Origin of the sequence: Taibaiella soli, assembly GCF_003236175.1 — a bacterium.
In the GTDB taxonomy this organism is placed as follows: Bacteria; Bacteroidota; Bacteroidia; order Chitinophagales; family Chitinophagaceae; genus QKTW01.
In genome coordinates this window covers 116,104-135,085 of record NZ_QKTW01000017.1, presented here as the reverse complement: position 1 = coordinate 135,085, position 18,982 = coordinate 116,104, and the positions used below count along the sequence as shown (strand labels likewise).

Annotated in this window: 17 protein-coding genes; 5 read left to right on the top strand and 12 right to left on the bottom strand. The window is 40.5% G+C overall.

The window, feature by feature from the left end:
• Positions 1-3 precede the first annotated feature (3 nt).
• The gene (locus DN068_RS12075) at positions 4-1,401 is read left to right on the top strand and encodes a recombinase family protein (protein ID WP_110999186.1); all 1,398 of its coding nucleotides are present in this window, start codon (positions 4-6) and stop codon (positions 1,399-1,401) included.
• A gap of 700 nt (positions 1,402-2,101) precedes the next feature.
• On the opposite strand, the gene DN068_RS12070 is transcribed toward DN068_RS12075, so the two are convergent.
• From DN068_RS12070 to DN068_RS12050, 5 genes are all read right to left on the bottom strand, one after another.
• Positions 2,102-2,440 (bottom strand): hypothetical protein, encoded by a 339-nt coding sequence (locus DN068_RS12070; protein WP_110999185.1) that lies wholly within the window; start codon positions 2,438-2,440, stop codon positions 2,102-2,104.
• 33 nt (positions 2,441-2,473) lie between these two features.
• Positions 2,474-4,462 (bottom strand): hypothetical protein, encoded by a 1,989-nt coding sequence (locus DN068_RS12065; protein WP_123985326.1) that lies wholly within the window; start codon positions 4,460-4,462, stop codon positions 2,474-2,476.
• Between the two features lie 441 nt (positions 4,463-4,903).
• Positions 4,904-6,409 (bottom strand): hypothetical protein, encoded by a 1,506-nt coding sequence (locus DN068_RS12060; RefSeq protein ID WP_110999183.1) that lies wholly within the window; start codon positions 6,407-6,409, stop codon positions 4,904-4,906.
• Between the two features lie 462 nt (positions 6,410-6,871).
• Entirely contained in the window at positions 6,872-7,366 is a 495-nt protein-coding gene (locus DN068_RS12055) for a hypothetical protein (protein ID WP_110999182.1), read from the bottom strand.
• A 131-nt stretch (positions 7,367-7,497) separates the two neighbouring features.
• Positions 7,498-7,836, bottom strand: a complete 339-nt coding sequence (locus tag DN068_RS12050) for a DUF6876 family protein (RefSeq protein WP_110999181.1) — start codon at positions 7,834-7,836, stop codon at positions 7,498-7,500.
• 313 nt (positions 7,837-8,149) lie between these two features.
• Here DN068_RS12050 and DN068_RS12045 point away from each other — a divergent pair, with 313 nt between their 5' ends.
• Positions 8,150-9,406, top strand: a complete 1,257-nt coding sequence (locus tag DN068_RS12045) for a hypothetical protein (RefSeq protein ID WP_110999180.1) — start codon at positions 8,150-8,152, stop codon at positions 9,404-9,406.
• A gap of 81 nt (positions 9,407-9,487) precedes the next feature.
• On the top strand, positions 9,488-11,077 hold the full coding sequence (locus tag DN068_RS12040; protein ID WP_110999179.1) for a T9SS type A sorting domain-containing protein: 1,590 nt from the start codon (positions 9,488-9,490) through the stop codon (positions 11,075-11,077).
• Between the two features lie 1,003 nt (positions 11,078-12,080).
• Here the strand turns inward: DN068_RS12040 and DN068_RS12030 are convergent.
• The 3 genes from DN068_RS12030 to DN068_RS12020 are packed head-to-tail and all read right to left on the bottom strand — an operon-like array spanning position 12,081 to position 14,255.
• On the bottom strand, positions 12,081-12,605 hold the full coding sequence (locus DN068_RS12030; protein ID WP_110999177.1) for a hypothetical protein: 525 nt from the start codon (positions 12,603-12,605) through the stop codon (positions 12,081-12,083).
• Positions 12,606-12,622: 17 nt separating this feature from the next.
• Positions 12,623-13,681 carry a hypothetical protein gene (locus DN068_RS12025; protein ID WP_110999176.1) on the bottom strand — a complete coding sequence of 353 codons (1,059 nt, stop codon included), beginning with the start codon at positions 13,679-13,681 and terminating at the stop codon, positions 12,623-12,625.
• A 22-nt stretch (positions 13,682-13,703) separates the two neighbouring features.
• Positions 13,704-14,255 (bottom strand): hypothetical protein, encoded by a 552-nt coding sequence (locus tag DN068_RS12020; protein ID WP_123985325.1) that lies wholly within the window; start codon positions 14,253-14,255, stop codon positions 13,704-13,706.
• Positions 14,256-14,357: 102 nt separating this feature from the next.
• Here DN068_RS12020 and DN068_RS12015 point away from each other — a divergent pair, with 102 nt between their 5' ends.
• Entirely contained in the window at positions 14,358-14,570 is a 213-nt protein-coding gene (locus DN068_RS12015; protein WP_110999174.1) for a helix-turn-helix domain-containing protein, read from the top strand.
• On the opposite strand, the gene DN068_RS12010 is transcribed toward DN068_RS12015, so the two are convergent.
• A complete protein-coding gene (locus DN068_RS12010) occupies positions 14,567-14,776 on the bottom strand; it encodes a hypothetical protein (protein WP_110999173.1) in 210 nt (69 codons plus the stop codon). The two genes, DN068_RS12015 and DN068_RS12010, sit on opposite strands and share 4 nt — an antisense overlap.
• A gap of 133 nt (positions 14,777-14,909) precedes the next feature.
• Between DN068_RS12010 and DN068_RS12005 the strand changes: the two genes are divergently transcribed.
• On the top strand, positions 14,910-15,146 hold the full coding sequence (locus DN068_RS12005) for a hypothetical protein (protein ID WP_110999172.1): 237 nt from the start codon (positions 14,910-14,912) through the stop codon (positions 15,144-15,146).
• Positions 15,147-15,479: 333 nt separating this feature from the next.
• On the opposite strand, the gene DN068_RS12000 is transcribed toward DN068_RS12005, so the two are convergent.
• The 3 genes from DN068_RS12000 to DN068_RS11990 all read right to left on the bottom strand — a co-directional run bounded on the left by DN068_RS12000 (position 15,480) and on the right by DN068_RS11990 (position 18,805).
• Complete coding sequence (locus DN068_RS12000) at positions 15,480-16,409, bottom strand: DNA cytosine methyltransferase (RefSeq protein ID WP_110999171.1); 930 nt, start codon at positions 16,407-16,409, stop codon at positions 15,480-15,482.
• Positions 16,385-17,395 carry a ParB/RepB/Spo0J family partition protein gene (locus tag DN068_RS11995; RefSeq protein WP_110999170.1) on the bottom strand — a complete coding sequence of 337 codons (1,011 nt, stop codon included), beginning with the start codon at positions 17,393-17,395 and terminating at the stop codon, positions 16,385-16,387. Before DN068_RS11995 ends, DN068_RS12000 begins: the two co-directional genes overlap by 25 nt.
• 459 nt (positions 17,396-17,854) lie before the next feature.
• On the bottom strand, positions 17,855-18,805 hold the full coding sequence (locus DN068_RS11990) for a hypothetical protein (RefSeq protein ID WP_110999169.1): 951 nt from the start codon (positions 18,803-18,805) through the stop codon (positions 17,855-17,857).
• Between the last annotated feature and the right edge of the window lie 177 nt (positions 18,806-18,982).

Below are 18,982 nucleotides of genomic sequence, written 5' to 3'. Positions count from 1 at the left end.
GAGATGCTAATTACCACTCAACAAATATCAAAAAAGGCAGTAGCATATTACCGACATTCGGCAGAAGACAAACAGGAAAATTCCGTAGCCCTCCAGCGGCAACATACTGAAAAATTTGCTCGTGACCACAATATCGAAATAATACACGAAGAAGTTGATGAAGGCAAAAGCGGGTTGCTCGCTACCCGCGCGGGATTTGAAAACCTCTTCACGTATTGGATTGAAAATCCCGAAGCACCACATTTTGACTATGTGTTGGTTTACGACGTCTCGCGTTGGGGGCGATTTCAAGACCAGGACGAGGCCGGACACTACGTCTTTTTGTGTAAAAAGCGTGGCAAGGAAGTTATCTATGTTTCCAAAGGGTTTCCTGATGTAGCAAATCAGCTTATCTCAAGTTTAGAGACCTCTATCCAGCGTTACATGGCGGCGGAATATAGCCGCCAATTAAGCGATAAAGTATTTCACGGATGTGTGAAAGTGTCAAAACAAGGCTACTCAGCCGGAGGAATAGCAGTTTATGGGATGGCTCGTCAATTATTGGACGTAAATAAAAAGCCCATCCGTATGCTAAGCCCAGGAGAGCATAAGCAAATTGCGAATGAGCGGGTCTCTTTTGCCCCCAAAAATGATGAGACAACAAAAACAGTCAAGGAAATATTTCAGTTGTTCGTACAGGAGAGGTACTCGATATCCACTATTGCTTTGCTACTCAACCAAAGTGGAATACTTTCTGCTAATGGCAACCAGTGGGACAAATCGAAGATTATAAAAATTCTCACAGATGAGGTCTATATCGGCACCCGGATATACAATAGGACATGGGGACGGCTGAAACAGAAATCACATAAAAACCCCCGTTCCGAATGGGTGATTGTCCCTAATGCTTTTGAGCCTATAATAGATGAGCAAATGTTCGGGGAAGCACAGGAAAGGCTGTATTGGATGTTTGCCAGTAATTGGCGCAAAGGAATCAATGCCATCAACAGGGCAAGAAAAAACATTCGCAATGACATTTCTAAATGGCTAAGGAGTAAAGGATTAACAGAATTTGAAGCCCAGGAAATAATATCAGAACTGCCAATAATTTTTAGTGTTAAAATTGAAAACGAATACCTTTCCCAATGGTGCTTTTTGATTTCGGAGAAGACGCGTAGATATGACAAGGCGCTTGGAATAAGTGTTGTCCTGGATAAAAAGAAAGTGGTTGATGATTTTCTTTTATTTTCTGTAGAAGACTTCACACCAACAGACTTCCTTATATTTTCTAAAAGCAGCACTATTTATCGCAATGCTAAAATAGAACGGGATAAGATTGAGGAGGCTATTAGATTTCTAATCAGGCAATTCATCCAATCTAAACCAAGAGGTAAATTCAAATGGCAGTTTGTTGAGGTTTAGATAAAGTTATTTTCGTGGGGTATGGCACGCTCTTGGATAGTCTGGTCATGCACTTCCCCTTGGTGCATAATAGTGGTCGTCTATTTCCAATTTCTTTTCCAGTAATTGCAGGTATCTGTTTTTCACTTCCTCGTCCTCTGCTGAAGGAAGATGCCCTGCTTCATCTGACTTATTTTTCCGTCTGCAAATAAAGTCCGCGTTTATTACGATCATACTTTTTACAGCTATTCAGGTTAATCTTGAAAACGTCTCTATTTTATTCCGACTTTTGGCCGTTTCCATCCGGGACGATGTGGGCCGGTTCCCCTTCTTTATCTTTCCCGCTAAGCTTGTCACAAAAGTCTAAAATTTTAGACAAAGAGAATAATTAAACTTTTGTTATGGAATCACTACACCACCGTTTCAACCCGCCCTTAAAAGAAAAGGAGCGCAATCATGGACTCATATTTGAGCAGTCCGAACGAAGATGCAGGCATGGAACCAAAGAGTTCTGAAATAGCAAGACATTTTTTTTATTCCCCAGAATTCATTTCATCATTTACGTCTTCATTATCGACTACTACATCGCCGGCTTGTTGTTATCTTTATCTTTCTTTTTCGGTAAGAATTTGACACTCCAAAACTCCACAAATCAGATATCTGATCAGCGTTTCGATAAAACAAGAATGCCTCCCGAGTTGGAAGGCATTTATGTCAAACATCAAACTTCGAAAGGAATGCTATGTTTTAGGAAAGTCTGTTTATCGATCTCAACAACAGCGGAAACAGTCGCAATATTTTTTGTCATCAACATCGTCACATCAACCGTGTTCTTTAGCAACCAATTTGTCAATCTACCACGGGAAATCATTCTGTTTCCATCAATCCCTTCTGCTTCGACCTGAAAGTATGCTGCTTCTGCCGTCAGAAACCCCGAAGGAATCAACTTTACGTCATCTTTGAATTTAAAGATCTCAACTTCAAATCTTGTGTTACTAACGATATAAAGACTCATTGATTGATACTGCGCAAGTATGTCTTTAATTAATTCTGTAGTCATTGTTTTATTTTATAAATACTGCAGGATTCAGCTTCACGATCGGGTCAGCGCTCCGTATGGATTAGATTTACGTATCATATCTTTGAAAGCCAAATCCTTCTTTCGCTGCTCTTCCCATTTCGCAAACTCTTGTGAATGCCTTTCAATTTCTTTTCGTTCGTTCTCTTCAAAGTGCTCTCCATATTCGACATTAAGTGTCGGATGTAAATCAAAAGCCTGGAATATTTTGTTTATCAGCCCAATCGCCCGTTCAGATTCCCATTTGAGTGTGACATAGATCGAATCGAAAATATTGAACGCTTTGATCCCTTGATTCAACAAACCAACGTTGACTACATCATAAATGATTTGCGCCTCCACTTCCTGCAGCATTCTTGCGAATTCGCCGTAGTCTTTACAATAAAGTCCACCTTTCACGTCAGTGATTGCTTCCCAACAACTCGGATACTTCTGAATGAACATATCCTTCAGCACGTTCCCTTTCTCAATGACTTTTGAAAAGAACACCTTTCTAAAGAAATCCTGTTTGAACATCGATCTCATATCTTCTGGCAATTCGATCTCTCCCATAAAATCGTCGTAAAATTTTCCTTGCTCACATCGCGATTGATACCGTTTGACATCTTCAGGAAGTTCACCTTGTTTCTCTTTCCAGTAATGACGAATCAGAATGCAGGCAAGTAATGGCTGTGAATTACGAATATCAATCCCGACAATCTTTTTACCGTTTAAGCGAATAGAACTTCTGAATTCCCTGTTCAGATTTGTGATAGCGGAATAAACCCTTGAATCCTTTACTGGTCTTGTAGCAAAAAGGTAACCTTCGTTAATTGTAAAGACAGCTTTCGTACATCTTGCAATCGTGGTTTCGTCCGGTTCGAGAACTTTCTCTTTCACTCGGTTTTTAGCCATGAATGAGCGAATCTTAAAACGACGAGGTTTACACTGGTACGAACTTACCGTCCTACAAATCTGATCAACAGGAGCAGTTGTCTTATCACTGTTGTTTTGATCGTCTTTCTCTCCAACATGGTACGAACTTACCGTCCTGTAAATTTCATCATTTGGATCAATTGATCTATCAGCAGTGTTTTCATCATCTACTTCTCCTGTCAGGTACGAACTTACCGTCCTTGTTTCTGCTTCATATTTGATAGGTACGATGTTACCGTTAAATGGATATATTTTACACTCTTGATTATTATTTCCTTTGTAATACTTCAGAGAGTTAAGAAGATTATTTCTGTATTTAATTTCTACTTCCTCTAAATAACTTTCATAATTTTCTTTTTGGCTCTTTTTCTTTTGTTTGTTCTTTAGAATTTCTTCAATCACTTCTTTCAAATTTTCTGTATCAATCTTTATCTCCTTTAGAACTTCGTTATAGGATCGTAGATCTCTGTCATACTTTGAAAATATTTCTTTGATTGACTGGTTTGATTTCTCGTATTGCTGGCGGTGACTTTGTACCTCAAATGTCTCCAATGGATTTTCTGCTTTGAACCGGTAACCATAAGACTTTCCTTCTTCGATGTACACTTTCTGACGTCCTCTTTGACTGACGACTGCCTGAATTGCAATACCGTCCTTTTCGAGAATGCTCGCTTTCACCAGTTGCTTCAGAAGACGGGCGATTCCTTGATTGTTCACGCCGACCGTTTTCGCCATTGTTTCCTGATGAATGTTGACATATTCCTGTTGAGATTCCGATTTCATTTGATTTTGCGTGGCGATGTATTCACAGATGTAATAGCATTTCTGTTTCCACAGTTCTTTGTCTTTGTAGGCTCCGTTACCATCAATCATGGCATCGATTTGTTCTCTGACGCCTTTTGGCAGCATGTAGGTAACCTGTTTCGTTGGATGTTTCTTTCTTGGCATTTTTCTTCTTTTATATACTTGTCGGCATTTTTCCTGACTCACATAAACGTGTTTCTTTTCTCCAATATCAAGTCCGAATTTTAAATCAAGCATGTAGCTTCCATTGCGATTCAAAGCTGATGACGGAGAAACAAACAGCATCTTTGACGATTTCCGACAAGCGAGTTTAGGAGATATGTGATTCCAAATTGAAAATGGAAGAGAGAAATTGACTTCACCACGAAATGAACTTCACTTAGAACAAAAAGCAATCATTCAAGCCGGCACTTACGTCAGGATTGCAACAAGTAAGAGAAGAAGCTATACCTGGAACATAAATATTACGATTTGCCAACGATCTCTGGTCTTTGTGCTACTGGTATAATTTAACCGTCCAAACTCGCGCATCAGCTGTTCTTTCTCTCATGACCGACTTCGGAATGGATTTGCTGGTATTTATACTCTGGAAAGATTTGAAGCTGGTGGTGAAGAAATAAACGATGTTTATATTAGTTGGAGACAATGAAGTGAGGAGGGGTCAATTTTGAACCCATGATATGTCAAGCAATTCAAAAGAAAGAGCTCCAGCCTATGTCGGAGTTCTTAATCAAATAACGCCTTCCTTTTATCGATTGAAGAAGAGACATCGATATTGAAATAAGTCGATTCTTTTTTCAGATGATAGGCTTCGTTCAGCTCTCGAACGAAACGGTCCATTTCCTTCACGATATCAGAAAAGTTTTCGGAATACTCTTTGATGTCAGCTTCCGTCAAATTCGACTCGCTAATAAGCTGTGTCATGCCAAGCATGGTACAAATCGGTCGTCGGATAACGTGCGAAATGTCAAAAATTATTTGTTCGATGGCAGCGAGGTAATCCACCAGTGGCGTAATATCGCTTGTTGCACCATACCAAACAACCCTATTGTTCGCTTCCACCTCAGGTACGGCTTGCAACCAACGCCATCTGATCTTGTCTTTCACTGTTACCCGGTACTGAAGGTTCAGCACAGTCCGCGTCTTCGACGCTTCTTTCATCGCCTGAAAAAATTTGGCCCTATCATCTTCTAAGAGTATTTCCGCGAGGATCTGTGAATGACCTGATACATCTTCCCCATCACCTTCAAAAAACGGATCCGTTCCCTGATTTGCAAAAAGCAGTCGTGGGTGTCCGTTCTCTTGTATCTCGAACATGTAAGTATTCCCAGGCACTTGCGCTGTTATCTTCCTTAATAATTCTTCTTTTTGCTTTATTTCCTCCCGCGATGTCATTAGCTCCTCAAATTTCGTCTTCAGCTCCCTGTTACGTTCCTCCACTTTAGCATCCAGCAATTTATTTTGAACCAACAGTTCCTCTTCATTCTTCTTTATCTTTTCGTTTGAGATTTCAAGTTCCTTCAATTGGAGCAGTATTTTTTTTCTCAAGACAAGGATGGCATAAAATGATAAAAATGCAGTGATAAAAATGCTCGATATGATGAACGCCAGGAAGACATTCCTCCTTGAATTTCGCCATTTAACCTCAGAAGATATACGTTTGTCCAACATCGATCTGAACTGATCTATAGGGTGCATTATTTTTTCTTTGTCCGCATAATAAGCAGCATCATATAGCATCCGACGAGCCAAAAAAGTATCGGGTTTTGATAGAACGGTAAACTCTCCTGTTGAATCTGCAAATAAACCTTTGGCAGCGTGTAAGGCGACATTTTCCGTCTTCACCAATTTATTTGAATATTCTTCCGCCAACAACAGTTCTTTGTATTCATCCAGTGCGATGTTGAGTTTAAATAGGCTGTCCCGTAATGCGATCTTTCTTCCTCCAGGTCGAGGTTTCACACCATTGCGGATGTCAAGCAGATCCCAATACCTCTGCTCCCATTTATGGTTTCCTGTCAAGACATAGGTTCTGCAATATTTGGTGAGTGTTTCGGAAGTTTCCTTTAATTCAAGTGCGAGGGTCGTTAATTTATACCGTTCATTTTCAAGTCGCTCAAGTTTATTAGCATTTTGCAACAAAAAAAATGACATAACGCCGATAAACACAAGTAGTGCAGTAATTGCGTAGAAAAAAACGTTGTGTAATTGATTTGCTCTCAACAATCTCATCGTTTTCCAATTGCACCTCCGTGGAATTAACACAAAGGCGGATAGTTATGTATTGCACAAAAATACAATATAAATATGCAATCTTTGTATTTTATTGAATAACGATTAATTTGTTTGTCAAAAAACAAAAGGCAGTTCAATCCTAATCGCATTTACTCTCAGACATCTACAAAACTTTGATCTCGCCAATCTAAAAAAGTTCCAGTCAGACAGAATACCGTTCCCAAAAACACTATCTCCTCAACCAGGATAAAAACAATTATAGAACTCCAACATTTCGAAGGACTCCTTCGCGGAAACGTGCCCAATAAAAAAGACTCTCGATTAAGAGAGTCTTCTCAGTGGATAAACCACAAACACACAAATAAACAAACAACTGTTTTTTATCACAGTCAAACAAAACTTCAATTTATACTGTCAAACCATGATTGATGATTTGAGCTTCAATTCTACTCGATAATACTATTTCACCGAATGAACGACTTGAAAATGTTCAATCATATGCTTCTTCAATTGGAAAATGTACGTATCGCCAAAATGATCCGTGATGTCATTTTCAACCGGCACATCTTCATCCGAAATACCCGTTGTATGAATATGCTGAAAGAATGTACGCTCATTTAAAGTACTGACAATGTCCAGTTCACTAATTTCCTTTAACGACCAATTTGGGTATTCTCTTTTATTCCTCACGATATGGTAAGTCTGAAAGAAAAGACACGGCTCATTGTTACTAAAAGTTCTCAACTCAGCCGTCAACAAAAAATAATCGCAACCCAAGACTATTTCAATACCATTCACATCACTCAGTGGGGAAGTATCAGCATTCCTTCTACACAGCTTCCCGTGTAGGTCGCTGTTGATTCTTTTGTGATTGCAATAATTTTCAAGCGAAAGCAAGATTTCATTCCGTTGCTCAACCAGTCGGTCGAGTTTCTCATCTATCGTCATCTTCATATCCTGAGATTTACAAAACAAAGGTCAATCGAATGCCGCGGTTAAAAGTGCCCAATGAGACAGAATAATATTCCAAAAAGACATTTCGATGTAATTAAGAAAAAAGGTATCATGCTACTGAGGCAACAGGATTAATGTTCTGATGGCAGCAAAACAACATTGAATTCAACCCAGACAGCAGCTTCGGTCGCTTTGAAATCTGTCCAATCAACTTGTTGCCTCACCATTTCTTTGTCGTTGCCATCCGTGCAGGTCACTGTTGCCGATTCATCTTCATGTCTCACAAGACACCACAACTGAAATTCTTCGTCTTTCAATCTTGGCTGGTAACTCACAATAAGATCAAGAAACCAATAGCATTCAAACTGATGACACAGTGCTCGAACTCCGTCGGTGTAGACGATTCCGTAAAGGTGTTTGTAATAATGTTCAGTGCAGGTGTATTCTGTGAGTTGGTCGTTTGCGTACATCGGAAATTTATTTCCAACGAGAATAGCAGTAACCAGCAAATAACTGTGCTATTGAAACGCTAACTCATCAACTTTAACAACGGAATTTTGTTCATGATGAATGCAGTACTGTAGTCTGCAAAGAAATAATCGACAAGTTCAGAATTCTATAGTCTACACGGCATGAATATTAAATATCCACGGTTGAACATTTTTGAATTAGTGGACGAGGCTTCTCTTTGGAAGGGGGGCCTTTTTCACGGGTAGGCTCAGTTTTCTACCGCTTGTAATATATGTTTTTCAACCATAGTTTTATCAAATAAATTCAAAGACAATGAATTACCTAAGAAAAAAAACACTATTAGCGCTGGGCCTGCTTTCTGTGGCCTCCCTTACTGCCTGCACGAAAAAACATGACTCAGGCACCAATGTAAAACCTAAAACGAGTACAGCTCGTAGCGTGGAAAACGATGACCAGACACTGGCTGACATCCAAACTTTTTACCAAAACGTAAAAAACATCCGAGATGGTAACGATCCTGGAAGTACTCTAATTTCAGCCGATGATGCCGAGTTCCTGACTGAAGCTTCCTATAATTATTATGTAGCTCGGAACGATTACAAGTATGCAACGACATCCGTGGATTTTTCAATAACGGAACCAATGAGTAGTGAGGGTATTCAAATGAAAGATGTGACTGACGCGTTCTGGCAAATTAAGGCCAACCTTATGACTACATATAATCAAATCAATTTTGATGAGAAAGGCCTTGCACTGTTTGACCTGAAACTTACTGTAATCGATGACAGAACCATCAGCTTCGATGTTTACGCGACGATAAAGAGTGGTCCGGAACCAACAATTCCCTCGTCTGTAATTAACAACGTATACACAGTTTCAGGCGCGCCTAATCATGCTTGGAATGCTATATCCAGTTCCGATATAGCTTCAACTGCCGCCGCACCAGGGCAATACAATATCGACATTACTAATAAGAGCCTTATTAGTGGCAGTCAAACTTACGGTCAGAATGGACCAGGAGCCGCAGAGGTGTTGCGTAAGCTGGGTATTAATAATTATTGGCAGGGTAATCAACCAGCAATTGCATATGGACAATTGATTACCTATATCCAGTACAAAGATTTACCGTCAATGTCAACCACTGCGGTCGCAAGCCCTATTTCTGATTATGTTGCCAGTAATATTCCAGGCTATGTAAATAGAGATCGTTGGGTATGTACAAAATTTTATAGCATCCCGGGCACCTACCTTATTTCGGACGCTGATCAGGTGTTTAAAGAATGGCTTACGACGCCAAATATGAATTACTACCTCAGTTTTATTCCTGGTCTGATTTCAAACGGAAAGAATGCGCTGGTAATGCCACCTAACAGTGGACTCACGACAAACTCATATGTTTTCTGCGATTTGAAGATTTATGCACTGTATCCAGTTTCCGGAGGAGCTCAGCCAGCAAACACTAACATCTACAATCAACCATGGTTAACTTTTTGGCATGCTTATAAAATGACTTATGGTGTCATAACCGGTATTAAATTACCACCGCCGGGATCTTTGGCTACATTTTAGTTGCGATTTCTGCGAGAGAGGCACTCGAAATCTTCGAGTGTCTCTCTTTTTTCTAATATATTCGTTTGAGAAAATCCTGTTATGAAAAAATTTCTTTCCATTTTATCACTTTTCGCATGTTTCGTAGCCCATGCGCAAGTTAATGTTGTACAGCAACTGGGCATACGACGTAGTGTTCCTGGTGCTGCCACCGAATATGGCAACCATTATTTTTTTCTTTCATCCCGCTTCTTTCCCAACACTCCCCATTATTATCCAAGCGATTTTGCTACACAATACACAATCAATAGAGCCGATAAATACACAAATACTCTACAACAAGCGAAACTGCTGACGGAATTGGGAGATAGTACCCATGCCGACAATACAGCATTCTGGAGTCAGATATATATGGAAGCGATGAATGGTCGAATTTATTTATTTTATGAAAAATCCATTCTTTACGACACATCATTGGTTTATTATCAAAAGTCATGGAATGGCGTTTATTGTACTATCCTTGACACTAATCTAAATGTTTTGGTATCAGACAAAATGTTAGTTCAAAAGAAAGGTAATGAGTCATTTTTTGCGCCCTTACCACAAGCTGTTAACTGCAGTAATCAACACGTGCTGATCGGATATGGAATGCTCGATACTTTGTACGGTCAGAGTCGAACGTTGTTGATGTATCAAATATTGGACACCGCAGCAAACCTTATAAAAGAAGATACGGTGCAGGGTACTCCTTATTGGGACGGAACTCACGAGATAGCACAACTTTTATCTTATCCTGGAAACCGCTATATAGCGGCGGGACGAGGATTACTGGGACCATATGATGGGAATGGGATGTATCTCGCGGATTCGAGTATGGATTTGATCGACACGTTTCGATACGACAGTTATCTCGACTATTCCAAGCATGCGATTTATGCTTACAGACCTCCTTTTGCTGCAGTACTACCGACAGGATCACTTATCCTCGGAGGCGTTTATGAAGATGATCAGACATTTGGTACAGCACTTTCAAAGCAAGATGTTAGCAACGGGTTCCGAACAGATTCATTTATTGTTGTGCAGGGCCATGAGCATCATTCCTCAATTGCTCAGGCAAATATTATTTACAATGGTTTCGACAATCGCGTTTACTATTGTAACGGTACCAATACAAATGTATCTACATTTGGTTGCGACGGGAATGCCAACTACATTCAAGTGATTTGCACGGATTCAAATCTGAATAAGAAATGGGTGAAGTATATTTATTCCGACACAAATAACTGCGCAAGCGTTTTGAAGGTGATAAAACCCTACAATAGGTCTGGCGTGGTTATTTCTGGGCAACGAGAAACGACGTTAACACCGTATAATGATTCTTTAACACAAGGATTTCTGTATTATATCGACAGCGCTGGATCATTAAGTGTTCCTAACACAGAACATACGTTTATTCGTGATCGGTTTCGCGTGTATCCCAACCCCTCTACAGGCAATATATTTGTAGATGACGTGTTTGATAAATTGAAAGACGTGACTGTTTATGGCATAGATGGCAGAGCGGTCATTAATCAACTGTTGACGCAAGGAAAAAACGAACTAAATACTTCTCGACTATCTGCTGGGCTATATCTTATTCGTCTGACATCAAAAGACGATGTTGTATATCAATCCAAGTTTATTAAAGAGTAGATTGGCATTTCTTTCAGGTTATCACAGCAGTATTAAAAAGAGGTTGTCCCGGACATTTAGGAGACAATCTCTTTCTAATTTTGAACGGTTATTGCAGCTGCATGATTTACAATAAAAATGCTTTATTTAAAAAGGACTATCTAAGCACTAACCGCCACCACGTCCCCCCAGGTTGACAACGACATTCATAAAATAAAAACAGTGAGCCAAAAATGACTCACTCATAACACAACCGGAACCGCACATCAGCCAAACTATTTTTATTTCACGACATCAAACTGAAGTTGACATGATTTCTGCCATGCTATTGCAAATGGGCGTTGCAGGCTGGCGCTTTTTTCGTCATGCCACGCCTTTTGAAGGCATTTACTATTGTCATTATAATTGTTGTCAAAATTATGGATTCGAACAGCAAGTTGTTGATATTTATTTGCCGCAAATTATACGACAATGTTTGTCCGGTCTGATAAAAGTCGTTTGAAGCAACTAACGCGATACTTTCTGTGTAACAATTCAGCAAAAAGCAAACTATCAGAATTGGCAAATAAAAAACCAGTGTCCACCGAAACGCGTTTTCATATTTGTCTTTTAACAGCAAATAACACAAAGATATTGCCGATGGAATTGAACAAAATACAAATCCAAAGTATGGGTCGCCCAAAAACCAAAATGGGATTTTGCCAAAGAAATGAACTGTGTTCCCCGAAAAGTTTTCAATAACCGAAAGTGTCCATCTGTAGAATAGCTCGTACATGAGTCGCCCTGCAACGTAAAAAAGCAGTGTCGCAATGAGTGTCGAGGTAATTTGTTTTTTGGAGACTATCATCTAAAGCTTGCCTACAACTCTCAAATATACGCATAAAGCCCTCGCTTCGCTTTTCTGATTACTGGAATGATGACATCATCATCCGTCCAAAACGAATTTCATAAAATAAAAAAGAGTGAGCCGAAATGACTCACTCACAACACAACCGGAACCGCACATCAGCCCATATTATTTGACTTATTTTCTTTGTTTAGGATCGTCGTAGTAAAACAAGTTTCCACTGCCATCGGAAATACACCAACGACCGTCAACCTTTCCGTACTGCAATTCATACGGCGGCATGCCGTCGTTAAAACTGCAACGAACCGTTTTCTTTCCATCCATTGTAAACGTTCCAGTTCTATGAATACTGTTTATGGGATTGCCCATTCCATCAAAAAATATCTGATTGTAATTCAAAAAATTATCTCCTTGCCCGGAAGTATTGCCAAGGTCATATTCTGCGGTCGCATTTGCTGTTACCCATGATTTCCCTACCGGAGTACTCGGTGTTATGTACGAGAAGAAAACTATAACAGCAATCAGACTTCCGAAAATCCACTTCGATTTATTGCTGATCAAATCAGTCTTGTAAAGCCCATACAGTAGCACCGGCCATAATAGAACTGACAATCCAAGTTTGAATTTGTCATTATACCATTTTTCTTTGACAGCGGGCTCAACGGCGGCTTGTTGCCACCAAGTTTTGTTTTGTTGTTCCATGTTAGTTTGATTTATACTTATTTTGATCTTTGTTTATGACGATAACGGGTGAAAACAATCGACAGCGCTATAGGGATCAGAACGATATATTTCGCATTCTCTTTACTAATATCCAGAACCGCACCAACTATGCCTGCGCCAAATAAAAGAAGAACGAAACTGACGACTGCATCCCTCCTAAATGCTCTGGCCAACATGTTGTTTTTAAGTAGCTTTAGTTCGTAATCATCTCCATAGATCTTCAAAGCCTGGTTGGTCAACGTCACGGCTTTTCCGTATTGCTGTTTGTTATAGCATTTGAGCGCTTCTTCTTTTGCTTTATGGAATGGATGGCTAACGTCAGCGAGTTCACTGTTCTTATCTCCGACGTAAGCGATTCTCCTTTCCTGTTGGACTTTCTCTTCCTGCTTCTTCTGTTCCGCTGCCCTTTGACTCTCTGTTTTTGTCTCCGCGATCACCGTTTGCTCATACTGGGCAATTGTATTATTGAAGGTTTGAAGGTTGTCCTGCTCCTGCTCAACGAATATTTGAACATGTGCTTTGAGTTCTTCTATAATCTTGACTATCCTGCTCGACAATGTCGTCAATTGTTCAGCCGTCGAGTGTAAGCTGAGATATCGGTTATAGTTTAGTGCAGTAAGACCCGCGGAAGCGATAGAAGCCATAGCCCTGTTCTTGCCGATTGCCTCCATTGTGAAGAGCGTGCTGACAACTGTTCCGATAATGGCAATCGTCTTCCTCGTGTTCGCGTCCCTGATTGCCAAGATCGCATTGGTATAAAGTCCGTAGAGCTGTCCCGCAACCTCAAGGACAGACTGAAGAACCAATTGTTCGATCTCGTTTACCTTGCCGGGTTCTGCCGCTTTTGCTTTGTCAAAGCAGTAAAAGATTTCATCGGGCGTTGTTTCATCGAGGATCGTGCCAAGTTTGGAGAGACCAAGTCCGCACCATGCTTCGCTTCGTTGTGTTGCAGAAACCAGTTCATAAAACGCTTTCGCTGCCTGGTCGAAGCGTTTGCCCTTGAGGTGGAGCGTCGCCAATTCAAACTCTACTTCTGCCATGGGTGTTTGTTCCATAGGTAACTCGTTTTGATGTTATTTACTTGCCGATTGTTTTGAATAGGTGTAACAACGGCTCTACATCTCTTTCCTTTATTGGATGGTCATTTCCGACACCGAAAGAAAGCGTGTAGAGGCAATGCGATCCTTTGATACACTTCGTATACCAGGTAGAACCATCTTTATCTTTAGTAACAATTACAAAATCAGAAGCTGAAAGTGTCTGACTAACCAATGTTCTCTCTTTACCGATATCCAGAGACCCCTTATACCATTCATTCAGTTTCTTCTGCATATCAACACCGGCATTATACATATCTATTTCTACCCCTATTTCGAAATTTCCATAATTGTGAATGTCCGACTGGGTCTTCCCGTCATCACTGATGTTTGCAGGAAGGCTAATAGTATAGCCCGTCTTTTCTTTGTAAGTCTTCCAATGGTTCACCAGCGCATACGTGTTGTAAGCTTTACTTAACGGAACGTTTGCTCCTAACTCGCTATTAGCGTTCTGTGCAATACTTTCTGTTGCGAAAAGAAGAGAAGAAAGAGCGATCATTCCTTTCAGGGAAAAATGTTTGAGTCGTTTCATTGTTGTTCGTGTGTAGTTTGATTTGAGTTTAAACGTGTTATCGTTTTCGATAACCACAAATATATAAGATTCCGAAAACTTAGTTATCAATTTCGATAACAGGTGGACGAAAAAAAATTGTTGAAAAAGATCGCGCAGCGTATCAAGGAAATCAGGCTCTCTAAGGGAATTACCCAGCAGGAGCTTGCTGCCGCCATCGATTATGAGAAGTCCAACATGTCCAGAATGGAGTCCGGAACAGTAAATCTTAGAATAGCGACTCTATACAAAGTTGCCGAAGCTTTAGAAGTTCCTGTTTCCGATCTCCTGCCTTAACTGAACCCAACAAACCTGCCTTCTTCATTCAGTCCTCTGCATTTTAATTCATGCCGGATGATATCTTTTGCATCAATATCGTTGTTCAAAAGTTGTAACAGTATATTCTTGTTTGTTTGACTGAAAAGGAAGATCGGATTCTCGTCGTCTGGCATCAATCCTAAAGCCGCAAGCGAGCGATAATTGTTAATCTGTTCCGTTGTCATCTTGTTTTGTTTGATACAGCAAGTATAGAAGGAAAGGGGATCTCCTGACGCTAACGATACGCTAAAACCCTTACTGATGCTTCGTTTTCACTTGTCAGACTTATAACTTCTGCTTACCAAATAGAAAAACTCTGTGGAAGGAAGTATCAATATTGACTCTGTAAACGATGGCCAGTTAAAGGATGCCTTGATTCATTTTGTAAATAACTGCAATGCCGGAAGGTTGAGCAAAGGCTTACGGAATATCCTTCTTGACTATATCCGTCTCCAGTTTGAAGTTTTGCCGGTTGGCTTCGAGGAGTTACTCGGCGACTTTTTTACATTTTTTGAACTAATGGACGCGATTGAAAAGGTTCACAACGGAGGATAGCACTTAAGGCACTTTAGGTTTTTCATCAAAAAACAGGTGCGATAAAAAGCCGCGTTTCCGGAATTTGCATTGTGATTCCTGCACGGAAAAAGCCTTAAAAAGTAAAAAGGGGCCCCCAGCCGGGGCCTTGTTTCATGGTTGTCTTTTGCGACGATAGCTTGCTGCCACCGTTGGTACGCACAGGCCTGCTCCCGCTATTACAGCTTAAGACATTTTTTCAAGGGAACCTGTGGTAATACCGCCTCAGGTGTATTCCTTCTCAGCAGATTCTGAATGAGAATATAATAAGAGACCCACGGTTATTTGCCGTGGGCCCGTTTAATTCAGCCAAGTTTATTTCTTACCAACCCAAGTTCCGTCATGTTTTTGTTCAAGACGTAGTATCTGGTCAATAATCGTTTTGCCAATGTGGTAAGTCAGTTTTGCAGGTATTCCGTTGCCGACGGCTTGTTTCATTGCTGTTTTCGTCGAGGCGGATTTGTATTTTTTCGGGTCCAAATCCATGCAGAGCTTAAGTTCATCGTCCGTAGGTTCCCATTTTATGCCTCCTTTCGCAAACCATTCCGGGCTTCCAGAAGTTACTGTGCACATAAAGTGGTTTTTCGTTTTGATCTTATCTGAAAAGTGACCTGAGAAAAAATGATCAACGTCCAGAAAATCCTTTACCCTCTTTTCCTTACCCAGAATAGGTTCAGGAAAGATCGGATCAATTCCCAATTCATTATGAACAAATATATGGACATACCGCTCTCTGCTTTGGTTACTTTCATAATGGACCGTATTCATGATTCTGTAAGCACTGCGGTAGTTCATTTTTTTCAATCTTGCAAAATATTCGTCGGACACATCTTTGTGTTTCGGTAACAAAAATTTGGGAACTTCCTCGATGACAGCGACCATCGGCTGTACTTCTTCGATAAGGCGCAGCGCATCAAGCATAAGCGTTCTTCGTCCGAAATCACCTCTTAATTGCAGACCTGTATAATCGTGGCAAGACGGCCCTTGTTCGAGTAGATGGATTGTATCCGACCCCGTGAGTTTCCTGACAGCTTGCCTGATAGCTGATCCGATCAGTAACTCTGCGTTCTCCTGGTGCGTCACAGACGCACCATTTGAGTACCTAAAATTTGCATCAAAAATTTCCAAGGGTTGCTTTTCCAAATCTGCGGCATATACAGGGGTAAATCCTGCGTCCACATATCCTGTCATTCCGATTCCGCCACTGCAAAATACCGATGCTACTGTAAGTTCAGGGTATTCCATTCTTTGAATTTTAAAAGGTCAGCTAAGTTGATTTTTACAGTTGTTTTCAAATTACAGTCGGCGCAAATGCCTTCCATCGTGATCCATCGCGGCTCGCCATCAGCAACACTTTGATGCGAACTTTTCGATTCTGAAGATCGCGTTTGCTCAGGGGGCTGTGTTCCGCTAATGCCCGAAAAACCTTTACTGGTTTGTGCAACCATCGTGCCATCAAATTCTCCAGGGGCGCTATCTTCCGTTGTCGTTGTAAAATGCGGCAGTTCGGTTTGATTTGTCGTTGTAAACTCTGGTTCCGGCGTTTGACTTGATGTATTAAAATCGGGTGGATCAGTCTCGCTTGTCATAAAGACCGGAGCTTTTACTTTGGGCGCTGAAGGAGCCTCTCCTTTTTCTTCGCTCTTGCAGTTTAAATACGCGGAATTCAGACTCATACGGTCAAGTTCCATCCGCTCAAAGTACAAAGGATTAGTGTCACCGATTTTCAACATGTATTGAACACGCTTGCCGGAAGAGGCGCCGGTCATCGCTGCAATTTTCTGGTATGTGTTTTCACGCCTTTTATTCTCCGGCGATTCCGTTTCCTCATCTTCATTAAGGTCGCTGCGATAACCTTTACCTTTACTTAAAACCCGATAAGCTGCCTTGTATAGTTGATATTCTTGTTTCGGCGTATTATGATCAGAGAACTGCAGCTCCAACATCACCTGAAGTATATCTTCGTTGTCGGTTACTGCAACACATTTAGCGGACACCTGATCAATTCCGCTGTCTTTTGCATATTGAACGAAGCCCCAGCCGTCGATCACGAGTTTTTGGCCTTCATTTTCGACATACACAACAGGCTTTATCTTGCCAAACTTTTCAATTGATTCGTGGTAATGTTCCTTCTTATTTTTTTCGCTCGGATCCAGGAAACATTCTTTGTGAAGAGGGTGTTGTAAAAGTTGATCTATGTCAACTAAATGATTATTGTTTACAATTAGCATTCTTGTTATTGTTGATTTATGTAGAGCAATTCGTTTTAATTGTCTTGGCTACGTACTTTACATAGAACGGCAGCGGGGTCTGAACCGTTTGAACATCGTCTGCAGATTTACCATTTACCAATTTTAAAGACACGGGAGCCCCGTTATGATTCAAGGTCATTTTTTGAATCACTACATTACTTACAATCTTATTTGTTACTATTTTACTGGCGCTCTGTTTAAGCGCATCGCGCTACCTCGCTTCTTCGTGGAATTGCTGCTGAAGTGCTGAATTGAAAGATCCTCAGAAACCTTCAGGGGAACCTGGTAGCGGCGATAACTAACGTTTCGGTTTTGTCTTTAGTTATTGGTAGATGTAGTTGCATTGCTATTTATGTTTTAATAACAAGGCAAAAGTAGGACGTCGGGCATAATCGAAATTGCCGAAACTGCATTTCTTTTCATGGCAATTTCGGCAATTTACATTTTCGTCTTTAAGCTGCTATCCGGTATAAACGCAAACTCTCTATTGTACCGCGAGACATCATCTCGAACAGTTCTTGGTGCGATGGAAATATTGAAGGAGTTTTTAATTACCGAGATGATCAGGCCGTAATCCGCTGCATTATACGTTTCCTTGAAATAACCCTTCCGATCCAGTACTCTAACTAAACAGACAAGTTTCATTTTTTTCCCTTTGCCCAATCGCCAGGTTTCAGTCTCGTCCATAAGATCCCATTCCTTCAATAATGAAATCACCAGAGCATATTCGTCTGCCGATGCAAAAATCTCTTGTAAAGTAAGATTTTCATTGATTGTATCCTCTTGAACAAGGTATTCACTCACGGCATTTTCCTTAATCCCTGTATTCTGCTCCTTAATCTCAGCATTTATCTGTTCTTTAATCTTAGCATCTAAATACCTTGCATAAATTGCAGTTCCCGCACCTTCTGCTAATAATTTCAAATATTGCTCTGCTTCCACTTCCTTGGAGAACTCACATGGGGCAATGTATTCCAAAAAAGTATAGCCCAGTTCCGATAGTGGTAAATCACTCCTTTCTCTCACGCAATGAAATGCAACATAATCCGGGTCCCATCTTCTATCGGGACTCGTTAATTCTTCCTCGTCAATCCTGAATCCTGTGCGAATCGGTGCTTCGTATTTCTCTTGTATATTTCTCCTGGCAGAAATTAAATGAGTAAGACGTTCTCCAAAGTTTGCTCCTCGTTCAAACTCAACTATCATCTTTGATGAGACACCAAACGTCTTATCTATTTCTTCAAGCGTTGCGTTTACGGGAATTCGCAAGTTTTTGAAGTCAGACAGCACTGCACTACTGTTCATCGTTTCTGAATATACCACGTAGCCAAAACTATCTGCATGCTGTTTCATTAGTTCACTCATTAGCATTGTTGTTCCGGGTATCATAATTGTCGCATTTACGACAAAATTACAATTGCAAAGTTTACACCATCTGTTAATGCCCGAAGAAAGCAACAGCCGCCATTCATGTATCCATGTGTCAATCAGCATCTTATTAACAACATTGATGTGGAAAAAGAAAATCGTTTATCATCCGTCCAAAAGTGAAGCGTATAGTGATAC

Bases quoted from the DNA above. Each gene is read 5' to 3' on its own strand.
- DN068_RS12075 (WP_110999186.1), top strand. From the start codon at position 4: ATGCTAATTACCACTCAACAAATATCAAAAAAGGCAGTAGCATATTAC.
- DN068_RS12070 (WP_110999185.1), bottom strand. From the start codon at position 2,440: ATGACTACAGAATTAATTAAAGACATACTTGCGCAGTATCAATCAATG.
- DN068_RS12065 (WP_123985326.1), bottom strand. From the start codon at position 4,462: ATGCTGTTTGTTTCTCCGTCATCAGCTTTGAATCGCAATGGAAGCTAC.
- DN068_RS12060 (WP_110999183.1), bottom strand. From the start codon at position 6,409: ATGAGATTGTTGAGAGCAAATCAATTACACAACGTTTTTTTCTACGCA.
- DN068_RS12055 (WP_110999182.1), bottom strand. From the start codon at position 7,366: ATGAAGATGACGATAGATGAGAAACTCGACCGACTGGTTGAGCAACGG.
- DN068_RS12050 (WP_110999181.1), bottom strand. From the start codon at position 7,836: ATGTACGCAAACGACCAACTCACAGAATACACCTGCACTGAACATTAT.
- DN068_RS12045 (WP_110999180.1), top strand. From the start codon at position 8,150: ATGAATTACCTAAGAAAAAAAACACTATTAGCGCTGGGCCTGCTTTCT.
- DN068_RS12040 (WP_110999179.1), top strand. From the start codon at position 9,488: ATGAAAAAATTTCTTTCCATTTTATCACTTTTCGCATGTTTCGTAGCC.
- DN068_RS12030 (WP_110999177.1), bottom strand. From the start codon at position 12,605: ATGGAACAACAAAACAAAACTTGGTGGCAACAAGCCGCCGTTGAGCCC.
- DN068_RS12025 (WP_110999176.1), bottom strand. From the start codon at position 13,681: ATGGAACAAACACCCATGGCAGAAGTAGAGTTTGAATTGGCGACGCTC.
- DN068_RS12020 (WP_123985325.1), bottom strand. From the start codon at position 14,255: ATGAAACGACTCAAACATTTTTCCCTGAAAGGAATGATCGCTCTTTCT.
- DN068_RS12010 (WP_110999173.1), bottom strand. From the start codon at position 14,776: ATGACAACGGAACAGATTAACAATTATCGCTCGCTTGCGGCTTTAGGA.
- DN068_RS12000 (WP_110999171.1), bottom strand. From the start codon at position 16,409: ATGGAATACCCTGAACTTACAGTAGCATCGGTATTTTGCAGTGGCGGA.
- DN068_RS11995 (WP_110999170.1), bottom strand. From the start codon at position 17,395: ATGCTAATTGTAAACAATAATCATTTAGTTGACATAGATCAACTTTTA.
- DN068_RS11990 (WP_110999169.1), bottom strand. From the start codon at position 18,805: ATGATACCCGGAACAACAATGCTAATGAGTGAACTAATGAAACAGCAT.